The sequence below is a fragment of the Amycolatopsis sp. NPDC114484 genome (assembly GCF_055633755.1).
Map to the genome: position 1 here is coordinate 1 of NZ_JBVKDQ010000011.1, position 23,397 is coordinate 23,397.

General features: G+C 71.3%; 19 protein-coding genes and 1 rRNA gene. 16 read left to right on the top strand and 4 right to left on the bottom strand.

Translation table 11 applies throughout. The features are described 5' to 3' along the window. The 10 genes from rrf to ACZ7SW_RS25505 all read left to right on the top strand — a co-directional run. A 5S ribosomal RNA gene (gene rrf / locus ACZ7SW_RS25460) occupies window positions 1–94 on the top strand; the annotation flags it as partial. A 210-nt stretch (window positions 95–304) separates the two neighbouring features. Then, window positions 305–2,821, top strand: coding sequence for a tetratricopeptide repeat protein (locus ACZ7SW_RS25465; RefSeq protein WP_470232870.1), 2,517 nt, complete (start codon window positions 305–307; stop codon window positions 2,819–2,821). Further along, window positions 2,814–3,794 (top strand): HAD-IIA family hydrolase, encoded by a 981-nt coding sequence (locus ACZ7SW_RS25470; protein ID WP_470232871.1) that lies wholly within the window; start codon window positions 2,814–2,816, stop codon window positions 3,792–3,794. Before ACZ7SW_RS25465 ends, ACZ7SW_RS25470 begins: the two co-directional genes overlap by 8 nt. Before the next feature lie 16 nt (window positions 3,795–3,810). After that, complete coding sequence (locus tag ACZ7SW_RS25475) at window positions 3,811–4,017, top strand: hypothetical protein (protein ID WP_009079580.1); 207 nt, start codon at window positions 3,811–3,813, stop codon at window positions 4,015–4,017. 5 nt (window positions 4,018–4,022) lie between these two features. Further along, complete coding sequence (locus ACZ7SW_RS25480; RefSeq protein ID WP_470232872.1) at window positions 4,023–4,841, top strand: TlyA family RNA methyltransferase; 819 nt, start codon at window positions 4,023–4,025, stop codon at window positions 4,839–4,841. Then, window positions 4,838–5,767, top strand: a complete 930-nt coding sequence (locus ACZ7SW_RS25485) for an NAD kinase (protein ID WP_344277580.1) — start codon at window positions 4,838–4,840, stop codon at window positions 5,765–5,767. Before ACZ7SW_RS25480 ends, ACZ7SW_RS25485 begins: the two co-directional genes overlap by 4 nt. A 97-nt stretch (window positions 5,768–5,864) precedes the next feature. After that, window positions 5,865–7,649: a DNA repair protein RecN gene (recN, locus tag ACZ7SW_RS25490; protein ID WP_470232873.1), complete on the top strand. Its 1,785-nt coding sequence runs from the start codon at window positions 5,865–5,867 to the stop codon at window positions 7,647–7,649. A gap of 10 nt (window positions 7,650–7,659) precedes the next feature. After that, window positions 7,660–8,808, top strand: a complete 1,149-nt coding sequence (locus ACZ7SW_RS25495) for a DUF1266 domain-containing protein (protein ID WP_470232874.1) — start codon at window positions 7,660–7,662, stop codon at window positions 8,806–8,808. Between the two features lie 102 nt (window positions 8,809–8,910). Beyond that, window positions 8,911–10,095, top strand: coding sequence for a putative cytokinetic ring protein SteA (gene steA, locus ACZ7SW_RS25500; protein ID WP_470232875.1), 1,185 nt, complete (start codon window positions 8,911–8,913; stop codon window positions 10,093–10,095). After that, window positions 10,092–11,039, top strand: a complete 948-nt coding sequence (locus ACZ7SW_RS25505; RefSeq protein WP_470232876.1) for a copper transporter — start codon at window positions 10,092–10,094, stop codon at window positions 11,037–11,039. Before steA ends, ACZ7SW_RS25505 begins: the two co-directional genes overlap by 4 nt. Before the next feature lie 256 nt (window positions 11,040–11,295). Here the strand turns inward: ACZ7SW_RS25505 and ACZ7SW_RS25510 are convergent, their stop codons facing one another. Beyond that, window positions 11,296–13,197 (bottom strand): glycosyl hydrolase family 18 protein, encoded by a 1,902-nt coding sequence (locus tag ACZ7SW_RS25510; RefSeq protein WP_470232877.1) that lies wholly within the window; start codon window positions 13,195–13,197, stop codon window positions 11,296–11,298. Between the two features lie 392 nt (window positions 13,198–13,589). Here ACZ7SW_RS25510 and ACZ7SW_RS25515 point away from each other — a divergent pair, with 392 nt between their 5' ends. Beyond that, complete coding sequence (locus ACZ7SW_RS25515) at window positions 13,590–14,726, top strand: acyltransferase (protein ID WP_470232878.1); 1,137 nt, start codon at window positions 13,590–13,592, stop codon at window positions 14,724–14,726. 55 nt (window positions 14,727–14,781) lie between these two features. Here the strand turns inward: ACZ7SW_RS25515 and ACZ7SW_RS25520 are convergent, their stop codons facing one another. Both ACZ7SW_RS25520 and ACZ7SW_RS25525 read right to left on the bottom strand, forming a co-directional pair. Then, window positions 14,782–15,543 carry an aspartate/glutamate racemase family protein gene (locus ACZ7SW_RS25520; RefSeq protein ID WP_470232879.1) on the bottom strand — a complete coding sequence of 254 codons (762 nt, stop codon included), beginning with the start codon at window positions 15,541–15,543 and terminating at the stop codon, window positions 14,782–14,784. Continuing rightward, window positions 15,543–16,970, bottom strand: coding sequence for an NCS1 family nucleobase:cation symporter-1 (locus ACZ7SW_RS25525; protein WP_470232880.1), 1,428 nt, complete (start codon window positions 16,968–16,970; stop codon window positions 15,543–15,545). The genes ACZ7SW_RS25520 and ACZ7SW_RS25525 overlap by 1 nt, the downstream gene beginning before the upstream one ends. Window positions 16,971–17,105: 135 nt before the next feature. Here ACZ7SW_RS25525 and ACZ7SW_RS25530 point away from each other — a divergent pair, with 135 nt between their 5' ends. Together ACZ7SW_RS25530 and ACZ7SW_RS25535 are read left to right on the top strand one after the other, a co-directional pair. Further along, window positions 17,106–17,786, top strand: a complete 681-nt coding sequence (locus tag ACZ7SW_RS25530) for a GntR family transcriptional regulator (protein ID WP_470232881.1) — start codon at window positions 17,106–17,108, stop codon at window positions 17,784–17,786. Between the two features lie 43 nt (window positions 17,787–17,829). Continuing rightward, window positions 17,830–18,675, top strand: a complete 846-nt coding sequence (locus tag ACZ7SW_RS25535; RefSeq protein ID WP_470232882.1) for an alpha/beta fold hydrolase — start codon at window positions 17,830–17,832, stop codon at window positions 18,673–18,675. On the opposite strand, the gene aroA is transcribed toward ACZ7SW_RS25535, so the two are convergent. Beyond that, on the bottom strand, window positions 18,668–19,954 hold the full coding sequence (aroA, locus tag ACZ7SW_RS25540; RefSeq protein WP_470232883.1) for a 3-phosphoshikimate 1-carboxyvinyltransferase: 1,287 nt from the start codon (window positions 19,952–19,954) through the stop codon (window positions 18,668–18,670). The genes ACZ7SW_RS25535 and aroA overlap by 8 nt on opposite strands. A 97-nt stretch (window positions 19,955–20,051) precedes the next feature. On the opposite strand from aroA, the gene ACZ7SW_RS25545 reads away from it, so the two are divergent. From ACZ7SW_RS25545 to xerD, 3 genes are read left to right on the top strand one after another with little or no spacing between them, the layout of a single operon-like run. Further along, on the top strand, window positions 20,052–21,752 hold the full coding sequence (locus ACZ7SW_RS25545) for a CTP synthase (protein WP_470232884.1): 1,701 nt from the start codon (window positions 20,052–20,054) through the stop codon (window positions 21,750–21,752). Then, window positions 21,749–22,381 carry an NUDIX domain-containing protein gene (locus ACZ7SW_RS25550; protein WP_470232885.1) on the top strand — a complete coding sequence of 211 codons (633 nt, stop codon included), beginning with the start codon at window positions 21,749–21,751 and terminating at the stop codon, window positions 22,379–22,381. Before ACZ7SW_RS25545 ends, ACZ7SW_RS25550 begins: the two co-directional genes overlap by 4 nt. A 40-nt stretch (window positions 22,382–22,421) precedes the next feature. Further along, complete coding sequence (xerD, locus tag ACZ7SW_RS25555; RefSeq protein WP_470232886.1) at window positions 22,422–23,354, top strand: site-specific tyrosine recombinase XerD; 933 nt, start codon at window positions 22,422–22,424, stop codon at window positions 23,352–23,354. Window positions 23,355–23,397 lie beyond the last annotated feature (43 nt).

Genomic DNA, 23,397 nt, shown 5'->3' on the forward strand with positions numbered 1-23,397 from the left:
AACGCCCGGTCCCATTCCGAACCCGGAAGCTAAGCCTGACTGCGCCGATGGTACTGCAACCGAAGGGTTGTGGGAGAGTAGGACACCGCCGAACTCAACATGAGAAGTCTGGGCCCCGGTCCGAGAACCCCCGCGGTTCTCCCGGGGCCCAGACTCATGTTCGCATCCGCTCGGGCAGCGCGCGGGGCCGGCCACAGGTCCGCCCGCGCGAGGTTGCTCCGAACGGGCCCGTAGGATAGTCAATTGGCCCTCGTAACCGAGGGCCGTCCTCAGAATTCCAGAGTTGTCTATGGCAGGAGGCCAGGTGTCCGAGTTCGGTCGACGAGACTCAGCGGATGAGGGGTCCGGTCGGTCGGCTCGCCGCGACCAGGACTCCCGCGGCGGCAGGTCCGACGCGCCCCGGGGAGACCGGCGCGGCGCGCGGCAGGACCGCGGCGGGCGGGACAACGCTCACCAGGGCAAGCCCCGCCGAGACGACCGCGGCGCCCGCGGTTCCGGCGGCTTCGCAGGCCGCCCCGGGCACGGCGACGGTCCCCGCGAACAGCGCGGCGGATACGCCGGCAAACGCGACGACGACCGCGACTTCCGCCCTCGCGGCAAGCGCGAGTTCGACCGCCCGCAGGGCAAGTCCTACGGCGACCGCTCCGGCGGACCCGGCGGCAAGCCCTCCTACGGCGACCGCTCCGGCGGACCGGGCGGCAAGCCTTCCTACGGCGACCGCTCCGGGCGTCCGGAGGGACGCTCGTCCTACGGCAACCGTTCCGAGGGGCGATCCTCGTACGGCGAGCGCTCCGAAGGACGGTCCTCCTACGGCGAGCGCTCCGGCGGACCCGGCAAGTCTTACGGTGACCGTTCGGGCCGGCCGGAAGGGAAATCCTCCTACGGCGACCGCGGCGGTCGGCCGCAGGGCAAGTCCTCGTACGGGGAGCGGTCCGGCGGGCGCTGGAACGACGACCGGCGTGGCGGCGACGACCGTCGCGGCGGTTACTCGGGCGGCGACGACCGGCGCGGTCCGGGCGGATACCGCGGCAAGGACTCCCAGAGCGGCGGTTTCCGCGACGATCGGCGCGGGTCCGGCGGATTCCGCGACAATGACCGGCGCGGCGGTTACGGCGACCGCGACAACCGCGGCGGCAAGCCCGGTGATCGCGACGCGCGCGGCGGCTACCGCGACGACCGCGGCGGCAAGCCGGGCGGGTACCGGGACCGGGACGACCGCGGTCCGCGCGACGGCGGATTCCGTGGCGGGAACCGGAATTCCGGTGGATTCCGCGACGATCGGTCCGGCGGGAACCAGGGCGACCGGCGCGACGACCGCGGGTTCCGCAACGATCGCGACGACCGCCGGGACAACCGTTCGGGCGGCTTCCGTCGCGACGAGGGCGGCTACCGCGGGGATCGCCGGGACGACCGCTCCGGCGGGTTCCGGGACAACCGGCGCGACGACCGGCCGGGCGGCTTCCGCAGCGACCGGCGCGACGAAGGCGGCAACCGCGGGGACCGTCGGGACGACCGTTCGGGCGGGTACCGCAATGAGCGGCGTGACGAAGGCGGCAGCCGGGGCGACCGGCCCGGCGGGTTCCGTCGTGACGACCGGTCCGGCGGATACGGCGGCAAGCGGCCTGGCGGGGACCGCCGGGACGAGCGTTCGGGCGGGTTCCGGCGCGATCGCGACGGGGACTCCGGCGGGTTCCGGAAGGACCAGCGCGACGGTGGTTTCCGGAAGGACCGTCAGGACGACGGTGTCCGGGGGCGGCGTGACGAGGAGACCGCGTCGGCCGCGGTCGAGGAATCCGCGGTGGTCGACGAGGTGACCGCGGGCTCTGGCGTCGAGCCGGGCGCGGGGGACCGGGTCGAGACCGCCGAGGGCCAGGAACGGCGCGACGCGGACGAGCCTCGGGACAACCGCGAGGACCAGGGCGAACGACAGGACCGTCGGGAGCGCGACAACCGCAGCGACCGCGGAGACCGGGACAGCCGTGGCGGCCGGGACAGCCGGGACAGCCGGGGTGATCGCGGTGACCGCCGGGACGACCGTCCCCGCACCAAGCGGCCGGTGACCGTCGAAGAACAGGACGCCGCCCTCGCCCGTGAGCTGCTCGAAGCACCGGAGCTGCCCGAGGACATCGAGTTCTCCGACCTTGACGAGGAGGTCCGCCGGGAGCTGCGGACCCTGCCGAAGGGGCTCGCGGAAACCGTCGGGAAGCACCTGGTCGCCGCGGGCGGGCTGGTCGACGAGGACCCCGAGGCCGCGCTTGAGCACGCCCGGTACGCGAAGACCAAGGCGTCGCGGGTGCCGATCGTCCGCGAAGGGCTCGGGCTGGTCGCCTACCACGCGGGCAACTGGCAGGAAGCGCTGTCCGAACTGCGCGCCGTCCGGCGGATGACGCGCAGCGACGAGCACATCGCGATCATCGCGGACGCCGAGCGCGCGCTGGGCCGTCCGGAGCGCGCTCTGGACCTCGCCAAGGAGACCGACAAGGAACGGCTCACCAAGGCGACCCAGGTCGAGCTGGCGATCGTCGCGGCGGGTGCGCGGCGCGATCTCGGGCAGCTGGACGCGGCGGTCGTGTCCCTGCAGGGGCCGGACCTCGAAGCGGCCAAGCGCGACCCGTGGAGCGCCCGCCTGTTCTACGCCTATGCCGACAACCTCGAGGCCGCCGGACGCAAGGAAGAGGCCGTGCGGTGGTTCCTGAACGCCGCTGAGGCTGACGCCGAGGACGAGACCGACGCCGCCGAGCGCGCCGCGGACCTCGCGAACGAGGCGAACGGATCCGACGAGGCGAACGGATCGACCGAGCCCGACGAGCCGGATGCCTGACGTGGCCTACGACGCGCTCCTGTTCGATCTCGACGGCACCGTGTACCACGGGCCGCAGGTGATCGACGGGGCCGCGGAAACCGTGACCGCCGTGCGCGAGCAGGGCACGGCGGTCCGGTTCGTGACCAACAACGCGTCAAAGGCCCCGTCCGCGGTCGCTGAGCACCTCCGGGACCTCGGCATCACCGCGGACACCGAAGAGGTGCACACGAGCGCTCAGGCGGCGGCCGCGCTCCTCCGGGACCGGCTGCCCGCCGGGGCCAAGGTGCTCATCGTCGGCACAGCCTCGCTCGGCGACCAGATCGCCGCGGCGGGGCTGGAGCCGGTGCGGACCGCGGGCGACGACGTTTCCGCGGTGGTGCAAGGACATTCGCCGGAAACCGGGTGGGCTGACCTCGCCGAGGCGAGCATCGTGATCCGGGCGGGCGGGCTGTGGGTCGCCACGAACACCGACACCACGCTGCCCACCGAGCGCGGGCTGATGCCGGGCAACGGATCCATGGTCGGCGCGCTGCGGATCGCCACCGGGGAAGAGCCGGTGGTCGCGGGGAAGCCGCAGCCGTTGTTGTTCGAGACGGCCGCGCGGTCGGCGGAGGCGAAGCGTCCGCTGGTGGTCGGGGATCGGCTCGACACCGACATCGCGGGTGCGGTCGCGGCGGGGCTCGATTCGCTGTGCGTCCTCACCGGCATCGCGACTCCGGCGACGCTGCTGACCGCGATTCCGGCGGAACGGCCGACGCATCTGGGTGCGGATCTCACCGCGCTCGCGCAGCCGGTGGACGAATTGCGCATCGGCAAGCGGCCCGGCTGGGAAATCAGCGAGGGCAGCGAAGCATTGATTGTTCGCGGCGAGGGCGACAAGCTCGACCTGCTGCGCGCGCTGTGCGACGCGGCGTGGCGCACCGGGGTCACGCAGGTGCGCGCGGAAGGCGACGCGGCCGCGGCGGCAGTGGCCGGGCTCGGGCTGGCCTGACTGGTAGTTTGGGGCGGTGCACCCGAACGTTCCGCGGCCGGTTCCCGGACCCCCGCCGATCCCCGGACCCGGCCCGCAGCAGACTGACCCGCGGGCGGGCATCGACGAGGCCGTCGCCGGGCTCGACGACCTCGACACGCTGCCGCCCGCCGAGCACGTGGACCGGTTCGAGGCCGTGCACACCGAGCTGACCGTGGCCCTGTCCAGCATCGACAAGGTCTGACCGGCGTGGCCAAACGGGCCAGGCTCGACGCGGAACTCGTGCGGCGCGGACTCGCCCGCTCCCGCGAACAAGCCTCCGCGCTGATCGCCGGCGGCAAGGTCACCGTGCGCGGCATGGTCGCCACGAAACCCGCCACCGGCGTGGAAAACGACGCGCCGATCGTCGTGAAGGACGAGGACGACCCGGGCTGGGCGTCGCGCGGCGCGCACAAACTCCTTGGCGCGCTTGAGCGTTTCGGTCCGGAAGGGCTGACCGTCGAAGGCCGCCGCTGTCTCGACGCGGGCGCGTCCACTGGCGGGTTCACCGATGTGCTGCTGCGGGGCGGCGCGGAGAAGGTCATCGCCGCGGATGTCGGGCGCGGGCTCCTCGATTGGAAGCTGCAGACCGACGATCGCGTCGTGGTCCTCGACCGCACGAATGTCCGCAACCTGACGCCGGACGTCCTCGGCGGCCAGGTCGATCTCGTCGTCGGCGACCTTTCCTTCATCTCGCTCAAGCTCGTGCTGCCCGCGCTCGCCGCGTGCGCGCGCGACGGCGCGGACCTGCTGCCGATGGTCAAACCGCAGTTCGAGGTCGGCAAGGACCGGCTCGGCAGCGGCGGCGTGGTCCGCGACCCCGAACTGCGCGCCGAATCCGTGCTGGGCGTGCTCGCCGAAGCCGCGAAGCTCGGCCTGTCGCTGCGCGGGGTCGTCGCGAGCCCGTTGCCCGGGCCCTCCGGGAACGTCGAATACTTCGTGTGGCTCCGCAAAACGGAGCCGGAAGACGCGGGCGGCGACGACGCCGAACGGCTCGTTCGCGCCGCAGTCCAGGAAGGACCCCAGTGACCGCCGAACGTGAAGTGCTCCTCGTGGTGCACCCCGACCGGGACACCACCCGGGAGGCCGCCCGCGAGGTGTCCCAGCGATTCGCGAAGGCCGGAATCCGGCTGCGCGTGCTCGACGAGGACGTTCTTCAGCTGATCGACCCGGACGGCTGCATGGCCAAGCCGTGCACCGTCGTCGCGCCCGAGCACAATCCGGCCGAGGGGGCCGAACTCGTGTTCGTGCTCGGCGGCGACGGAACCCTGCTGCGCGCGGCGGAACTCGCCCGCCCGGCGGAAGTGCCGGTGCTCGGCGTGAACCTCGGTCGCGTCGGCTTCCTCGCCGAGGCCGATTCGGACGCGCTCGCCGACGCCGTGCAGCGCGTGGTCGACCGCGAGTACCACGTCGAGGACCGGATGACGGTCGACGTCACGGTCACCGCCGACGGCGCGGAGATCTACCGCACGTGGGCGCTCAACGAGGCCAGCGTCGAGAAGTTCAGCCGCGAGCGGGTGCTCGACGCGCTGATCGAGGTCGACGGCCGGCCGGTGTCGTCTTTCGGCTGCGACGGCGTGCTGTGCGCGACGCCGACCGGCTCCACCGCGTACGCCTTCTCCGCGGGCGGGCCGGTGCTGTGGCCGGACGTCGAGGCGCTGCTCGTGGTGCCGAGCAACGCGCACGCGATGTTCTCCCGGCCGCTGGTCGTCTCGCCCGAGTCGGTGATCACCGTCGGCATCGACCCGACCGGCCCGAAAGCGGCGCTGACCTGCGACGGGCTGCGGTCGTTCGACCTGCCGCCGGGCGCGCTGGTGCGCGTCGTGTGCGGCAGGCAGCCGGTGCGGCTGGTGCGGCTGTGGGACGGCGTGTTCACCGACCGGCTGGTGTACAAGTTCGGCCTGCCGGTGCGCAGCTGGCGCGACCGGCGCGGCGGGGAGCGTCCGGGCAGCTGATTCGCGACGCGCCCGCACAAGTGTTCGACCAGCGAAAAGAAGAGTTAGCGGACCTCGAACGCACAGAAGGTCGGTGCGGGCCGCTACCGTATGCGTCGTGCTGGCCGAGATGCGCATCCAGGGCCTCGGAGTCATCGAGGAAGCCCTGCTGGAACTGCACGCGGGCTTCACCGTGGTCACCGGTGAGACGGGTGCGGGCAAAACCATGGTCGTCACCGGGCTGCATCTGCTTTCGGGCGGACGGGCCGAGGCGTCGAAGGTCCGGAACGGGATGCTGAAGGCATTCGTCGAGGGCCGGTTCACCGTGGGCAAGGACGACGCGGCCGCCCGCATCGTCACCGATTCGGGGGCTGACGTCGACGAGGACGGCAGCGTCATCGCGCTGCGCACGGTCGCGGCTGACGGGCGCTCGCGGGCGCACCTGGGCGGCCGGTCGGTGCCGGTCGGGGTGCTGGCCGAGCTGTCCGAGCAGGTGATCGCCGTGCACGGGCAGAACGACCAGCTGCGGCTGCTGCGCCCGGCCGAGCAGCGCGCGGTGATCGACCGGTTCGCCGGCGAGGACGTGGGCGGGCCGCTCGCGCGGTACCGCCGGGTCCGCGAGGAATGGCTGGCCGTGCTGACCGAGCTGAGCGAGCGCTCCAACCGCTCCCGCGAGATGGCGCAGCAGGCGGACCTGCTCAAGCACGGGCTGAACGAGATCGACGCGGTCGCGCCCGAACCGGGCGAGGATGTCGAGCTCACCGAGCAGATCAAGCGGCTCGCCGCGGTCGACGAACTCCGCGCGATGGCCACCGAATCGCACGCGGCGGTGTCCGGCGCGCAGGACGGCGACCCGGACGCGCCGGGCGCGCTCGGGCTGGTCGGCGAAGCGGTGCGGCGGCTGGTCTCGGCGGAGGATCCCGCGCTGCGCGACCTCGTGCCGCGGCTGGAGGAAGCCTCCACGCTGCTGAGCGACGTCGGCGCGGAGCTGGGCAGCTACGTCGAGAATCTGGACGCCGACCCGGCGCTGCTGGAGAAGGTGCTCGCGCGCCAGGCCGATCTCAAACGGCTCACCCGCAAGTACGCCGCGGACGTCGACGGGGTGCTGGCGTGGGCCGAGGACGCGCGCCGCCGGCTCGAATCGATGGACACCTCCGAAGAGGCGTTAGCGACGCTGGCCTTGCGCCGCGACGAGCTGGCCGTGCAGCTGGTCGCGCACGCGACCGAAGTCTCCGCCGCGCGCGGCAAGGCGGCCGCCGAACTGGCGACGGCGATCACCAAGGAACTGTCCGGTCTCGCGATGGGCCAGGCGGAGCTGGAGATCACCGTCGAACAGCGTCCGGCCGAGCACGGCGACCGGCAGGCGCTCGCGATCGACGGACACGCGGTGCACGCGGGCCCGGACGGCGTCGACGAGGTGGAATTGCTGCTGCGGGCGCACAACGGCGCGCCGCCGCTGCCGGTGCACAAGGCCGCCTCGGGCGGTGAGCTGTCGCGCGTGATGCTGGCGATCGAGGTCGTGCTGGCGCACGCGGACACTGTGCAGACGCTGGTGTTCGACGAGGTCGACGCCGGAGTCGGCGGCCGGGCCGCGGTGGAGATCGGACGGCGGCTGGCCCGGCTCGCCCGCACCCACCAGGTCCTGGTGGTCACGCACCTGCCGCAGGTCGCCGCGTTCGCCGACCAGCATCTGGTGGTGGACAAGGGAACCAGCGGCGGCGTCACGCGCAGCGGCGTGAAGACGCTCGACCAGAGCGACCGGGTGCGCGAGCTGGCGCGGATGCTCGCGGGCATGGACGGCACCGAGACCGGCCGCGCGCACGCCGAGGAATTGCTTGCCACCGCGGAAAAAGACAAGGCGAAGAACCCCGGCGCGAAGCGCAAGCGCGCGAAGAAGGGCTGAGGCGGATTCCATGACCTGGGCCACGCTGGCCGACGTCGAAGCCGAACTCGCCCGCGCGCGGCGGGAGGACGATCTCGACCGTTTCCTCGAACTCCTCGGCGACGAGGAGCTGTTCGTCCCGATCCACCGGGACGAGGCGCAGCGGCTCGCGCAGGACCGGACCTGGTCGCCGGCGAAAGTCTGCTGCGCGCACGGCGGCGAATCGTCGCTGCAGGTGTTCACCCGCGGCGCGCTGCCGGATTTCGGCGCGGACGTGGTGTTTCTCAGCGGGGATCTTGACTGGGCCACGCACGGTCTCGGCCAGGGGGAACAGGTCGTGTTCAATCGCGGCACGCTCGGCGAATGGCGGGTGGGCGCGAACGCCGTGCTGCCGTGGGTCGACGCGAACCCGCACCGGGTCACCGCGGTGGAGCAGCAGGTCGAGCGGCTTTACACGGCACGGTACGGGCTTCTCGACGGTCCGGTCGCGCACGCGCTCGCGTGCGGCGCGCACCAGGCGGTGCTGTCGGCCGAACCGTGGAACGTCCTCGACGCGCGCTACCACGATTACGTCGCCGAGGTCCGCGGCCTGCGCGACTGGTGGGGCGTCGCGGACGCGGCGGGCTGGCGGGCCGCGATGGACCGGCTGCTCGGCGATTCCTACCAGCTCACGACCGGAAACCTCGTGCTCGTGCTGCGCGCCCGCAGCGGGCTGGCGCTGGACGTCTACGGCTGGGTCGAGCTCGTCCGGCAGTGGTGCGCCGACAACGACGCCGAGGACCAGGCCGGGCCGCTCGTCGAGGCGGTGCGCCGGATCGTGCGGTACGAACAGCGTTTCCGCGCCGACGGCCTGCTCGCTCCGGACGGCGTGGTGGACAGCATCATCGGCTGGGACGTCGGCCGCGCGGTCGAACTGGCGCGCTGGGGCCTGGCGGTCGGCTACTGCGACGCGCTCACCGCGGAATTGATGGTGCTGGAGGCCGGGGCGATCGCCCGCCGCTACCACGAATCGTGGGCCGAATTGTCCACCGGTTACGTGCTGGGCAGGCTGCTCGCGCTCGACGGCGAGGAATTCGGGCCGGAGTACGCCTGCGCCGCCCGGGTCCGCCACCGCCTGCTGAACGATCCCGCGAGCCCCTGGTCCAACCTCGATTTCGGAGCGGGCGGACCGCACAGTTAACCCCGGCTCCGCGCCCCGCGCGACATGGCTCACCACAACGAGTCATGTCCGCTTCGGCGCGTCGGCTCTGTCCCCAGGCACAAATTTGTCACCATCAGCCACATGAAGCTCACTGGTCTTCTCGCGCGGAACCACGAAGCCCTTCCCGGCGTCATCGGTGTCGCGCGGGTCGACCGGCGCACGCGCGAGCTGCTGCGCCGGGTCAGCGCCGGCGACATCGCCGTGCTCGACCAGCTCGACCTCGACCGGGCCACCGCCGACGCGCTGGTCGCCGCCGAGGTCGCCGCGGTGGTCAACGCCTCGCCGTCGATCTCCGGCCGGTTTCCCAACCTCGGCCCGGAAATCCTGGTGGCGGCGGGCATCCCGCTGATCGACTCGGTCGGCGGCGAGCTGCTGCGCACCGTCAAGGACGGCACGAAGCTGCGCGTGCACGAGGGCGCGGTGTACCTCGGGGAGCGGCAGCTGGCGACCGGGGACGAGCAGACCCCCGAAAGCGTCGCCGACCAGATGATCGAGGCCAAGGCCGGGATGTCGACCCAGCTGGAAGCCTTCTCCGCCAACACGATCGAGTTCCTCCGCCGCGAGCGGACGCTGATCCTCGACGGCGTCGGCGTGCCGGAGCTGAAGGTCCCGGTGCGCGACCGGCACGTGCTGGTCGTCGCCGCGGGCACCGGGCACGCCGAGGACCTCAAGAAGCTCAAGAAGTACATCGGCGAGCACCGGCCGGTGCTGGTCGGCGTCGACGCCGGCGCGGACACCCTGCGCGCGCAGGGCTACCAGCCCGACGTCATGGTCGGCGACCCGACCGGGATCGGCACCGCGACGCTGCGCAGCGGCGGCGAGGTCGTCGTCCCCGCGCAGCCGGACGGGCACGCGCCGGGCGTCGAGCGGATCCAGGACCTGGGCATCGGCGCGGTCACCTTCCCCGCGTCCGGCAACGCCGAGGACCTCGCCCTGCTGCTGGCCGACGCGCACGGCGCGAGCCTCGTCGTCACCGTCGGGTTCCAGGCCACGCTGCGGGAATTCCTCGACCACGGCCGGTCCGGGTCGAACCCGTCCACGTTCCTCACGCGGCTCAAGCTCGGCACCAAGCTGGTCGACGGCAAGGCCGTCGCGACGCTGCACCGCAGCCGGGTGTCGCTCGGCGCGGTCGCACTGCTCGTCCTCGCCGCCATCGTCGTCGTCGTGGCCGCGCTGCTGGTCTCCGACGTCGGCTCCGTCTACCTCGAGTGGATCCAGCACACCTGGTCCACGTTCGTCGCCTGGGTGAAGGGTCTCTTCACGTGATTTCCCTGCGGTACCACATCGTTTCCATCACCGCGTGCTTCCTGGCGCTGGCCGTCGGCGTGGTGCTGGGCTCGACCGCGCTCAACGGTTCGCTGCTGTCCGGGCTCGCGGACCAGAAGAAAGACCTCGGCACGCAGGTGTCCGACCTCGAAGCGCAGCGGAACAACCTCAACGCGCGGCTGGCCGACGCGGACGCCTTCGCCGGGACGATGGGCCCGAAGGTCGTCGCGGGCGCGCTCGACAAGCGCAGCGTCGTCCTCGTCACCACGCAGGACGCGCGCCCGGCCGACCGCGACGCGCTCAAGAAGCTCGTCGGCCAGTCCGGCGCCTCGGTGACCGGCGAACTGCAGCTCACCAACGCGTTCACCGACCCGGCGAAGGCCGACCAGCTGCGCGACGTCGTCACGCGGCTGCAGCCGGCCGGGGCGAAGTTCCCGACCGCGGGCGACTCCGGCACGCTCGCCGGCGCGCTGCTCGGTTCGGTGCTGCTGCTGGACAAGGCGAGCGCGAAACCGCAGTCGAGCGGCGACGAACTGGCCGCCGCGCTCGGCGGGCTGACCGACGGCGGTTTCGTGAAGCCGAGTCAGGGCGTGCAGCCCGCGCAGCTGGCGATCGTGCTGACCGGGGCCCAGGAAACCGGCGACGGCGCCGGGGACCGGGCCGCGACGATCGCGCGGTTCGCCGCGCAGATGGACCGTTCCGGCGCGGGCACCGTGCTCGCCGGCGACCCGGGTTCGGCCGAGGGCGCCGGTCCGATCGGCGTGGTGCGCGCGGACACGTCGGCCACGTCGATTCTGTCCACTGTGGACAACGCGGATTCGGCGGCGGGCCGGGTGGCGACCGTGCTGGCGTTGCAGGAACAGCTCAACGGCGGTTCGGGCCGGTACGGGATCGCGGGCAACGCGCAGGCGATCGCGCCCGGCGTCGCCACCTCCGGCAACTGATCGAAAGACTTTTCTCCTCCCGCACAAACAGTCGGCGGCGGTACCGGGTTCCCTTCGAGGGTGGGGGAATCCGGTGCCGCCGCCGACTTGTGCGCCTGCCGCGGGAACGGCTGCCGCGCCTATCGTGTCCACTGTGGACAATGCGGATCGGTGCCGGTCTTGAGCGAACTGAACGAAAAGACTTCGCGCCTCCCGCGCAGAAATCGGCGGCGGTACCGAAATCCGGTACCGCCGCCGGTTCATGCGCTGCCGCGGGTCAGCAGGTGCCGTTGTCGGCCCAGACCGCCGCGCTGCCGGGCTGTTCGCCCCGCGTCCACCACTTGGCGGACCAGCGGTGGCCGTTGAAGGACACCACCGCGCCCGCGTTGTAGGACTGGGAGGTGTTCCACGCCGCCGGGCACGCGGTCGTGGGACCGCCGCCGCCGGAGCAGGCTCCGTTGTCCGTCCAGACGTCGGCGCTGCCGGGCTGCTCGCCCTGCGTCCACCACTTCGCCGTCCAGGTGTGGTTGTTGTACGACACGACCGCGCCGCCGTTGTACACCTTGCCCGAATCCCAGGCCGCCGCCGTGCACTGGCCGCCCGGCGGGGTCGTGGGAGTGGTCGGCGTAGTGGGCGTGGTCGGGGTCGTCGGAGTGGTCGGGGTCGTGGGCGTTGTCGGAGTGGTCGGCGTGGTAGGCGTCGTCGGGGTGGTCGGCGGCGGGCCGGAACAGCCCTCCGTCGGCGCGGCGAGCCCGTCCACGACGGCGTGGAACAGCGTCGAATCGGGGTCGAGGTCGTAGAGCGAGAACATCATCGCGCCGCCGAGGCCGTTGCAATGGATGTAGTCGGTGCGCGCCTTGATCGACTGTTTCGACGAACCGCCGTAGAAGCTCGTCCCGTCGTAGAACCACGCGGATTGCGTTGTCGGGTCCCAGAACGTCGTCGACGGGTTGTCGACCACGCCGGAGAGTTCCTTGTACATCGCGACGCCGGGGACGTTGCCGCTCAACGGATGCGGAGCGGACGGACCGGTGGCGGTCTGGTACAGCCCGTGGTTGGAGCCCGCGGGCACGCCGGTCCAGCCGCGATAGTAGAAGGGAATGCCCAAGGTCAGCTTCGACGCCGGGAACCCGCCGGGGATGCCGTACGCCGGATCGCCTTGCGTGTACGCCTTCATCACCTGGTCGATGGTGTATTTCTCGGTGCCCGGCGGGATGGGCGTGGACGGGTCGTTCGGCGAGGGGTAGAGCGGGTCCTGGAAGTTCGTCGGCCCGGTCTTGTCCCACGCGCCGTGCATGTCGTAGGTCATCGGGTCCGCGAAGTCCATGTACTGGTGGATCTTGTCGGTCTGGATCTTCGCGATCTTGTCCTGGCCGCCGGGCAGGGCGGCCGAAAGCGCGTAGTGCTTGCCCAGCGCGTCCAGCTGGCCGCGGAACTCGGCGAGCAGCGCGGTGAAGTTCTGGGTGTCGTTGGGGCTGTAGTGGTTGCCCGTGTGGCCGCCGGGGTGCGCCGGGTACTCCCAGTCGATGTCGAATCCGTCGAAGATGTTCGCGGCGGTGCCGGGGCCGCCGAAGCCGCCCGCGGACGGGATGTTGCCCTTGATGAACATGTCGATGCAGGAGCTGACGAACTTCTTGCGGGAAGAGTCCGAAGCGGCCGCGTCGGAGAAGTACTTCGAGTAGGTCCAGCCGCCGAGCGACAGCAGCACCTTCAGGTTCGGGTGCCGTGCCTTGAGTTCCTGCAGCTGGTGGAAGTTGCCGACGATCGGCATGTTGTAGGTGTCGGCGGAGCCGTCGACGCTGATGTCCGAGCCGAACGACTTCTGGTAGTCGGCGAACTGGTCGCCCGCGCCGTCGCCCGCGTTCGGGTCGTCCTCGCCGCCCGGGTCCGGGGTCGTGGCTTTGGTCGTCTCGAAGCAGGTGAGGTTGGCCGGGTCGATGTTCTCGAAGTCGTAGAGCAGGTAATCGATGTTGTCGGCGATCTTGTCGACGTTCTTGAGGTAGTAGGCGTTCTGGTAAATGCTCCATTGGTCGAAGTACGCGATGCGCGTCCCTCCCGAGGAGGGCGCGGGCGTAGCGGTGGCCGGGGCGGGCCGGGCCAGGATGGTGAGACCGGCCACGACCACGGCGGCCAGGGCGGCGCAGGCCACGGCCAGCGGTCTCAAGGTCCGGTGGGGCATAAGGGTTCTCCCTCGCACAAGCGAAGTCCGCCCGCCGCACCGGAATGCGCGGCAAGCGTCGGACAACGGGTGATCACTGCAGGAGCGGGGGCCAGCCCGCATTCGAATGTGAACCAGGGCACAGCCGGAGTCAATACTGTGGACTAGACCAATTTCCAGGCCGGGGCGATTTGTGGTGAAGTGTCCGGAAACGCCCGACGAACGGCCTGTTCCAAGCGGGGCGAGTGGTCCGGTGCCGCAGGGTGGCGCCGGTTCACCCGTACGGGTGTGGCTGACCCGACACCCGTTTCGCGCGGCATCAGGCGAGTCTCAGGAAGATCATGGGTGGCTCACAGCTGCGCACGAGAGCCTGGCACCATGAGCGCCAACGACCCCGGGAGCACGGCCGAACGATGACCACTACCGAGATCCCGCTCGTCCGCGCGGACGAGCCGGCGCCCGCCAGATCGCCGCACCTGCGGCAGCTCGATTTGTACCGCGTCGTCACGTTCGCCCTGGTCATCCTCATCCACGTGATCGGCTCCACCACGTTCCCGCAGGACGTCGTCGCCGACGCGGTCCAGACTCCGCTGCACCTGACCCGCGAAGCGTTCTTCGCGCTGACCGCGTTCGTGCTCGTGTTCGGCTACCGGGACCGCCCGGTGCGGGCGGGGAAGTTCTGGCGCAGGCGGTTCCCGCTGGTCGCGGTGCCGTACGTGGTGTGGACGGTCATCTACCGGGTTTATTCGCTGATCACCTCGGACCAGCCGTTCGGTTCGGCCGGTGCGCAGCTGCGCACGCTCGGGCTGGACCTGCTCACCGGGAACGCCTGGTACCACATGTATTTCATGCTGGTGACGCTGCAGGTGTACCTGCTCTTCCCGTTGCTGGCCAAGCTGTTCGACCTGATCCGCCGCCGTCCGTGGACGGTGCTGGCGGTCTCCGGCACGGTTCAGGTGGCGGTGGCGGTCTTCATGAGCTACCCGCCCGCCGTGCTGGGCTACGGTTTTGTGAGCCAGTTCTTCGCGACTTTCGTCGTGTACCAGTTCTACATGCTGCTGGGCACCGCGGCGGCGCTGCACTTCGAGGCGGTGCACGCCTGGCTGCGCACGCATTCGCGCTGGGTGCTGCTCGCGATGGCGGGCGGGCTCGTGATCGCGGAGACCGGCTACTTCGTGAGTGTCCGCTTCGGAGAGTGGCCGGAGATGGCGTCGGACGCCTTCCGCCCTTACCTGATCCCGTGGTTCGTCGCGGTGATCGCCGGGATCTACCTGGCGGGCGCGCGCTGGGCGGAGGGCAGGCAGCGCGGCGGGCGGTTCGTGTCCTGGGCGGTGAACCGGTCGTTCGCGGTGTTCCTGACCCACCCGATCGCGATCGCCTTGCTGGACCCGCTGTTCGTCTTCGTCGGCGACCGGTTCGGCGCTCCGTGGACGACGCTGGTGGCGTACCCGGCGACGGTGGCGCTGACCTTCGCGATCGTCGAGGTGCTGCGGCGGCTGCCGTGGAGCAAGGCGCTGACCGGGCGCGCCCGGGTGCCGGTGCGGGCCTGAGACACACCCACCACCTTCGCCGCAGCGACAGTCCGTGAGGGGAACCCTGAGGGAATCAGAGTCCCTCAGGGTTCCCCTCACGGACCGTCTGCGGTGCGGTGTGCGGCGGGTCGCCGGGCCAGGTCCGGTGTTTGTCGAGCGGACGGGCGTAGGACCCGGCCCGGCTGGTGCGCAATCCCAGCGCCACCAGGGATTCCGCGAGCCGGACCGCGGCGGCGACGCCGTCGACCACCGGGACGTCGAGCATCGCCGACATCTTGCGGTCCAGCCCGGTCATCCCGGCGCAGCCGAGCACGAGCACCTCGGCTCCGGCGTCGCGGGCCCGCAATCCCGCCGTGAGCAGGGCTGATTCGGTCCGTTCCTCGTCGCGCAGATCCAGCACGCTGAGCCCGGTGCCGACGACCGCGACGCAGTTCGAGTCCACTCCGGCCGAGTGCAGGCTGTCCTCGATCAGCCCGCACGTGCGGTCCAGCGTCGTCACCACTCCGTACCGGCGGCCGAGCAGCCCGGCCAGATGCGCAGCGGCCTCGGTGATGTCGACCACCGGCACGTCCAGCAGTTCCCGCGCGCCCTCGCGGCCGTGCTCGCCGAAACCGGCCAGTACGACCGCGTCGAACGTTTCCTCGGTGGTGCGCAACAGGTCCAGCACCGCCGCCGCGGACAGGAAGCTGTCCAGCCAGCCCTCGGCCGATTCCGGGCCCCACTTCGGCGTCAGAGCGACGATTTCGGTACCGGGGCTGGCCGCGGCCCGCGCTCCGGTCTCGATCCCCTTCGTCATGGCCTCGGTGGTGTTGCAGTTGGTGACGAGGATCCGCATCAAGCCCTCCGCTGGCGGTACGAAACGGCGTAGTAGAGCAACCCGGCGGTGGCGGTGCCGAGGAACCAGGAGTACGGCGCGGCCGACGCGAAGAACGGCACCAGCGCGATCACCGCGGACAGCACGGCGCACGGCACGAAAGTCGCCATCGCGCGCGGATTCACCTTGGGGTACTTGCCGTCGCGCACGAACAGCTGCTCGACGTCGACCTTGCCGCGGCGGATCAGGTAGTAGTCGACGATCATGATCCCGAACAGCGGCCCGAGGAACGCGCCGAGCCCGCCGAGGAAGTAGTTGACCACCACCGGCGACGAGTACAGCTTCCACGGCAGCACGCACAGCGCGGCGACGGCGCTGATCATCCCGCCGACGGTGAACGAGATCCGCTTCGGCCAGATGTTGGCCAGGTCGTAGGCGGGGGAGACGAAGTTCGCGACGATGTTGACGCCCATGGTGGCGATGGCGAAGGTCAGCGCGCCGATGATCAGCACCGGCGTGTTGTGCACGCGGGCGAGCAGTTCGGCGGGATCGGTGATGGCCTCGCCGAACACCTGCAGGCTGCCCGCGGTGACGATCACCGACAGCAGCGCGAACGCCGTCGAGTTCACCGGAAGGCCCCAGAAGTTGCCGCGCCGCACCGTTTTCTGGTCCGGGGCGTTGCGGGAGAAATCGCAGAAGTTGAGCATCAGCGTGCCGTAGGTGGACAGGATCAGCCCGGCCGCGCCGAACCACTGCCGCACCTGCTCGCCGCCGGAGAGGTGCCGCGGGCTGCTGGTGAACGAGATGTGCCAGTGGCTCGCGGCGAGGATCCAGACCGCGAGCGCGATCATCACGACCCAGATCAGCGGACCGCACCAGTCCTGGAACTTCCGCACCGCTTCCATGCCGCGGGTCAGCACGAACGCCTGCACCAGCCACAGCGCCACGAAACACATCCAGCCGAGCGCGTGCAGGCCGAGGAAACTGTGCTCGGTCAACGGTTTCAGGCCGGGGTCGATCGCCAGCACGAGCAGCGTGATGGCGACGCTGGCGAGATAGGTCTGGATGCCGTACCAGAAGATCGCGATCACCGCGCGGATCAGCGCGGGCAGGTTCGCGCCGAAGGTGCCGAAGCTGATCCGCGCGACCACCGGGAACGGGACGCCGGTGCGCTGCCCGATCCGGCCCATCAGGTTCATCCCGAAGAAGATGATCACGAACCCGAACAGCAGCGCGGTGAACACCTGCCAGGCCGACAATCCGAGCACGAACAGCCCGGCGGCGAAGGTGTAGTTGCCGAGGTTGTGCACGTCCGACATCCAGAGCGCGAAGATGTCGTACACCTTCCAGCGCCGCTCCTTGGCGGGCGCGAGGTCCTCGTTCCACAGCCGGGGATCGGGTTCGGTCTGGACGGTCGCGCTGGTTTCGGTGGACGGGGCGTGCGTCATTGCAGACCTCCGGTCGACGTGCCGGCAGCTTTGGTATCCCAAACTTGGGATCCCAAATATCGCTCCGCGCGGCTGCTGAGTCAACCCTCTTCCCGATAAACTCGCCGATGTCCGATGTCGGCGAGAGGGGGACAGGTGGGTGCCACGGAGGACCGGCAGCCGCTCGCGGCGACGCGCGCCCGGGTGCTCGACGAGCTGCGGGAGCGGATCCTGACCGGGCGGTTGCGGCCGGGGGACCGGCTGGTCGAGCGCGAGCTGGCCGAGGATCTCGGGGTGTCGCGGGTGCCGGTGCGCGAGGCGATCCGCAGCCTGGAGTCCGAGGGGTTCGTGGTCGTGCCCTCGCCCCGGCGGGTGGTCGTGCGGCAGCTGGCACGGGTCGACGTCGAGGAGCTGTTCGACGTCCGGGAAGCGTTGGAGAGCCTCGCCGCCGCGCGCGCCGCGGAACGGGCCGGGAAGCCGGAGATGCGGCGGCTGGAGCGGCTGCTCGCCGAGTCCGCGCGGGTCACCCAGGGTGGCGACGGCGCGCGGATCTCGGAGGTCAACAGCAGGCTCCACGACGAGATCATCGCCATCGCGGGCAACCGCCTGCTCACCACGATGCTGCATCCGCTCGAGGGGCAGCTGCGGTGGCTGACCAGCCAGAACGAGCACTGGGACGAACTGCTCGGCGAGCACCGCCGGCTCGTGGACGCCATCGGGTCCGGCGACGTGGAGCGGGCGCGCGAGTACGCCGCCGAGCACGTCCGGGTCAACCGCGCGGTGACGTTGCGCGACCTGTTCGGGGACGACGAGCAGGACGAGCGTCCGGCGGGCTGATCTCTAGTAAGGTGACCCTAACTTCGAGCGGAAGGGGTCGCCGGTGGCGCACGTGCAGGGCGAGCCGGAGTGGGTGTCCACTAGGGACGGACGACGGCTGTACGCGATGGTGCTGCCCGGTCCCGGCTCCGGGCCGACGGTCGTGTTCGAGGCCGGGGCGGGCGCGAGCCGGTCGTCGTGGAGGCTCGTGCAGCCGTTGGCCGGGGAGTTCGCGCGAGCGGTGGTGTACGACCGGTCCGGGCTCGGCCGCAGCGCGCCGGATCCGTCCGGGCGGACGCTGGACCGGATGGCCGACGACCTCGTAGACCTGCTGGGGCACTTCGGGCCGGGGCCGTACGTGCTCGTCGGGCACAGTTCCGGGGGACCGATCGTGCGGCTCGCCGCGTCCCGGACCGCGGCGAAAATCGCGGGTCTCGTCCTGGTCGACCCGACCGACGAAGCGGCGGACATGCTGTTCTCGCCGCGATTCCGCAGTGCTGAAAGGGTCTTTCTGCGTACCGGCCGGATTCTTGCGGCGACTGGGTTGCTGAAGTTCTTGTACCGTCCCATGATGCGCGCCGCTCCCGAGGACGTCCGGCGCGATCTGGTGCGCGAAGGCTTTACCCCGCAAGTGTTGCGCACGCAGACCGAGCAGGCGCGGACGTTCCTCGACGAACTGGCGGCTTGGCGGACGAATCCGCTCGCGCCGGGCGGCTATCCGGTGACGGTCGTGTCCGGCGGGCGCGCCGGGGACGGGATGAACGCAGCGGTGCGCGCGGAGGCGAATGCCGCGCACGCGCAACGGGTTTCGCCGGGTGGACGGCACCGGATCGCGGAGCGGTCCGGGCACCTGGTGCCGATGACCGAACCCGAAGCGGTGGCGGAGGAAATCCGCCGGATGCTCAGCTGACGACGTCGCTCCACGTCTCGACGAACTTCGGGAACGTCTTGCCGACGGTCTCCGGGTCCTCGACCAGCACGCCGGGCACACGCAGCCCCAGCACCGCCGCGGCCATCACCAGCCGGTGGTCCTCGTAGGTGTGGAAAACGCCGCCGTGCATCGGGGCCGGGGTGATCTCCAGGCCGTCCTCGAGTTCGGCGACGCCCGCGCCCAGTCCGGACAGCTCGGTGGCCAGTGCGGTGAGCCGGTCGGTCTCGTGGCCGCGCAGGTGCGCGACGCCGGTGATGCTCGACGGGCTCTCGGCGAAGCACAGCATCGCCGCGATGACCGGGGTCAGCTCGCCGACCTCGTGCAGGTCGAGGTCGATGCCGGGGAACGCGCCGCCGCCGGTGACGGACAGGCCGGTGTCGTCCAGCGTCGCCTTCGCGCCCAGTTCGGTGACCAGACCGCGCAGCCAGTCGCCCGGCTGCGTGGTCTGCTTCGGCCAGCCCTGCACGCGGACCGTGCCGCCGCCGACCACCGCGGCGGCCACGAACGGGGCCGCGGTGGACAGGTCCGGCTCCACGACGTATTCCGGGCAGGACAGTTTCGCGGGCTCCACGTGGAATTCCGTGCCGGAACGGTCCACAGTGGCCCCGAACCGGCGCAGCATGTCCAGCGTCATCGCGATGTGCGGTTCGCTCGGCGGGGCGCCGCCGACCAGCCGCACCGTCACGCCCTGCTCGAACGCCGGGCCGGCGAGCAGCAGCGCGGACAGGAACTGGCTGGAGGCCGACGAATCGAGGTCCACCCGGCCGCCGCGCAGCCCGCCGGTGCCGTGCACGGTGAACGGCGGCGCGCCGCGCCCGCCGTCGTCGATCCGCGCGCCTAGCTTGCGCAGCGCGGCCAGCAGCGGGTCGATCGGACGGCGGCGGATCGCCTCGTCGCCGTCGAACTGCACCGAGGCGTCGCCGAGCGTGGCGAGCGCGGGCGTGAAACGGGCGACGGTGCCGGCGTTGCCGAGGGTGACGGTCGCCTCGTCGCCGCGGCCGCTGATGGTGCCGAGGGGGTGCACGAGGAAGCCGTCGATGGTCTCTTCCGAACGCGCGCCCAGCGAGGCGAGCGCGCCGAGCATCAGCCGGGTGTCGCGCGAATCGAGCGGATGGCGCACCCGGGTGGGCGCGCTCGCGAGCGCGGCGAGCACGTAGGCCCGGTTGGTGATCGACTTCGATCCGGGGACGCGCACCGCGGCGTCCAGAGAGGCGCCCGCGACCGGGGCGGTCCAGTGGTCATCGCGGAGGTTCGGCACGCCGGGAAGCCTAGCGCGGCGCGGGCGGGCCGATTCCGCCGCGCCGGGGAGAGGCGTCGGCGAGCGATCTCGCCGGAGTGGGATATGCTGGCGGCCCGTGGGACTTCAGTCGCGGGCTACCAAGTATGTCTTTGTCACCGGAGGCGTTGCCTCCTCTCTGGGTAAGGGTCTGACGGCGTCCAGCCTCGGACAGCTGCTCACTTCGCGCGGGCTGCGCGTCACGATGCAGAAGCTCGACCCGTACCTCAATGTCGACCCCGGGACGATGAACCCGTTCCAGCACGGCGAGGTGTTCGTCACCGACGACGGCGCCGAGACCGATCTCGACATCGGGCACTACGAACGCTTCCTCGACCGCTCTCTCGACGGCAAGGCGAACGTCACCACCGGACAGGTGTACTCGGAGGTGATCGCCAAGGAACGCCGCGGCGAGTACCTCGGCGACACCGTCCAGGTGATCCCGCACATCACCGACGAGATCAAGGCGCGGATCACCGCCGCGGCCGGGCCGGACGAGAACGGCGTCGCGCCGGACGTGGTGATCACCGAGGTCGGCGGCACGGTCGGCGACATCGAGTCGCTGCCGTTCCTCGAGGCGTGCCGCCAGGTGCGCCACGACGTCGGCCGCGACCAGTGCTTCTTCCTGCACGTGTCGCTGGTGCCGTACCTCGCCCCCTCGGGCGAGCTCAAGACCAAGCCGACCCAGCACTCGGTCGCCGCGCTGCGCAACATCGGCATCCAGCCGGACGCCCTCGTGTGCCGCGCGGACCGGGAGATCCCGGACGACCTCAAGCGCAAGATCGGCCTGATGTGCGACGTCGACACCGAGGCGGTCATCGCCTGCCCGGACGCGCGCTCGATCTACGACATCCCGAAGGTGCTGCACGGCGAGGCGCTCGACGCCTACGTCGTGCGCCGGCTGGGCCTGCCGTTCCGCGACGTCGACTGGACGGTGTGGGGCGACCTGCTCGACCGGGTGCACAACCCGAGCGAGATCGTCCGGGTCGCGGTGGTGGGCAAGTACATCGACCTGCCGGACGCGTACCTCTCGGTCACCGAGGCGCTGCGCGCGGGCGGGTTCGCGCACCGCGCCAAGGTCGAGATCGTCTGGGTCGCCTCGGACGACGCGCAGACCGAGTCCGGCGCGGCGTCCGTGCTGTCCGATGTGGACGGTGTGCTGATCCCGGGCGGCTTCGGCATCCGCGGCATCGAGGGCAAGGTCGGCGCGATCCAGTACGCGCGCACGCACGGCGTGCCGCTGCTCGGGCTGTGCCTCGGGCTGCAGTGCATGGTCATCGAGAGCGCCCGGAACCTGGCGGGCATCGAGGACGCGAACTCGGCGGAATTCGACGAGGCCACCAAGCACGCGGTGATCTCGACCATGGCCGACCAGCGCGACGTCGTCGCGGGCGAGCGGGACATGGGCGGCACGATGCGGCTCGGCGCGTACCCGGCGAAGCTCAAGGCGGGTTCGCAGGTGGCCAAGGCGTACGGCACCACCGAGGTGTCCGAGCGTCACCGGCACCGCTACGAGGTGAACAACGCCTACCGCAAGCAGATCGGCGACGCGGGGCTCGTGTTCTCCGGCACCTCGCCGGACGACCGGCTCGTCGAGTTCGTCGAACTGCCCGCGGATGTGCACCCGTTCTTCGTGGGCACCCAGGCGCACCCCGAGCTGAAGAGCCGCCCGACCCGGCCGCACCCGCTGTTCAGCGCGTTCGTGAAGGCGGTCGTGGACCGCAAGGTCGCCGAGCGGCTCCCGGTCGAACTGCCCGAGACGCCCGTGGCGGCTCGGTGAGCGCGCCCGGCACGCACGAGTTCTCCGTGGCCGGCAGCACGGTCGTCCACGTGGGACGCGTCGTCGGCCTCCGGGTCGACGACGTCGTGATGCCCGGCGGGGAGACCGCCAAGCGCGAGGTGGTCGAGCACCTCGGCGCGGTGGTGATCGCGGCGCTGGACAGCGAGGACAACGTCACGCTCGTGCACCAGTACCGGCATCCGCTCGGGCGCAGGCTGTGGGAGCTGCCCGCCGGGCTGATCGACCACCCGGGGGAGGAGCCGGTCGAGGCGGCGAAGCGCGAGCTGGCCGAGGAGTCCGGGCTCGCCGCGGCCAGCTGGGACACGCTGGTCGACGTCGCCGCTTCGCCGGGGTTCACCGACGAGGTGGTGCGCGTCTTCCTCGCGCGCGATCTGTCCGAAGTGGACCGTGACGTGCTCGGCGAGGAGGAGGCCGACCTGGTGGTGCGGAAATTCCCGCTCGCCGAGGCGGTCCGGATGGCCCTTTCCGGCGAGCTCGTCAACGGGGCGACCGTCTCGGGGGTGCTGGCCGCGCACGCGGTGCTGAGCGGGGCGGCGAAGACGCGCCCGGCCGACGCGCCGTGGCGGGACCGGCCGTCCCGGTTCGCTCGCCGACTGGCCGAGGGCTGAGTTTCCGGATTCTGTCGGTGCGCCGTCCTAGAGTGGCGGCGTGGATGACGCGGGTGTCGAGGTGCGGGGCGCGATAGCCACGTACCTCGACCACCTCGTCGTCGAACGCGGCACCGCCCGCAACACCCTCGACAGCTACTCCCGCGACCTCCGCCGTTACGCCGCCCATCTGGAAGCGGCGGGGGTCGCGCGGCTGACCGAGGTCGCGCCCGCGCACGTCACGTCGTTCGGCGCCGCGCTGCGCGAGGGCGACGAAGAACACCAGCCGCTGGCGGCGTCGTCGGCCGCGCGGGCGCTGGTCGCGGTGCGGGGGCTGCACAAGTTCGCGCACGCCGACGGCCTCACCGAACACGACCCGGCCCGCGACGTCCGTCCGCCTGCCGCGGCGAAACGGCTGCCCAAGGCGTTGCCGGTCGGCGACGTCCTCAAGCTGCTCGACACCCCGCCGCCGGACGGCGAACGCGCCTTGCGCGACCGCGCGCTGCTGGAGCTGCTCTACTCGACCGGAGCCCGGATCTCCGAGGCGGTCGGGCTCGACGTGGACGATGTGGACGACAACGAGCGCACCGTCCTGCTCGACGGCAAGGGCGGCAAGCAACGCCTGGTGCCGATCGGCCGTCCCGCGCTCGAAGCACTCGACGCGTACCTGGTCCGAGCCCGCCCGGCGCTCGCCGCGAACGGACGCGGCACCTCGGCGATCTTCCTCAACGCCCGCGGCAGCAGGCTTTCCCGCCAAAGCGCTTGGCAGGTGCTCAAGGACACCGCCGAGCGAGCCGGGATCACCGCCGCGGTGTCGCCGCACACCCTGCGCCACTCGTTCGCGACCCACCTGCTCGAGGGCGGCGCGGACGTCCGCGTGGTGCAGGAACTGCTCGGCCACGCGTCGGTGACCACGACCCAGGTGTACACGCTCGTCACGGTCACGACGCTGCGAGAGGTCTACGCCACCGCGCATCCGCGCGCGCTCGGCTGAACGCTCAACGCGTCCTAGAGCCTTCCCACGCTGCGGTGACTCG